This is a genomic window from Vibrio sp. 1978 (assembly GCF_033344345.1).
Map to the genome: position 1 here is coordinate 1 of NZ_JAWPOP010000679.1, position 614 is coordinate 614.

General features: G+C 52.4%; 1 protein-coding gene. It reads left to right on the forward strand.

The annotated features are described in order from the left end of the window. The coding region (locus R8N49_RS28500) for a sporulation protein (protein ID WP_318190619.1) at positions 1-614 on the forward strand (614 nt) is incomplete at both ends.

Here is a 614-nt window from a genome sequence, read left to right on the forward strand (position 1 = left end):
AACAAGCGATCGATAATATCGATATGAAGCTTTGTTGCCGCTACATCGCAGAGGCTCCGGACGACCGTGGTGCGCGAGAAGGGCACAGCATGCGTCGAGTACCGCAAACGCATGTCTTGGCGAAATGGAATCTCCCGTACGCCTTTACGATTCATCCTGGTGAAGAGCGCACCTTCGACGTCAAACTCGACGTGCCTTGGAACACACCAGTGACCATCGGCGATGCAAAAGTCTGGCTAGAAACCGGCTTAGATGTGGCGATGGCGCTTGACCCTACCGACAAAGACATTCTCACCGTTAGACCCGACCCACTTATGGATGCCATATTGTCAGCGTTTGAAGCCCAAGGCTTGCGTATTCGCCAAGTCGAATGTGAAGAGGTAAAAGGTTTCGAACTGCCATTTGTACAAGAGTTTGAAATGGTGCCCACTGATGGCCCGTATCATGGCGTATGGCGCGAGTTAGAGTTTGTCGCGCATCGCGATGAGCAAAACCTCAAGCTTTGGTTTGAGATTGACCGCACTCGCAGTGGCTCTCGCGGTATGCTTGCCAGCTTGCTCGGCAGTGGAAAACTCAAGCGCGAACTGTGTATTCCGGTGACAACAAACCTGGAA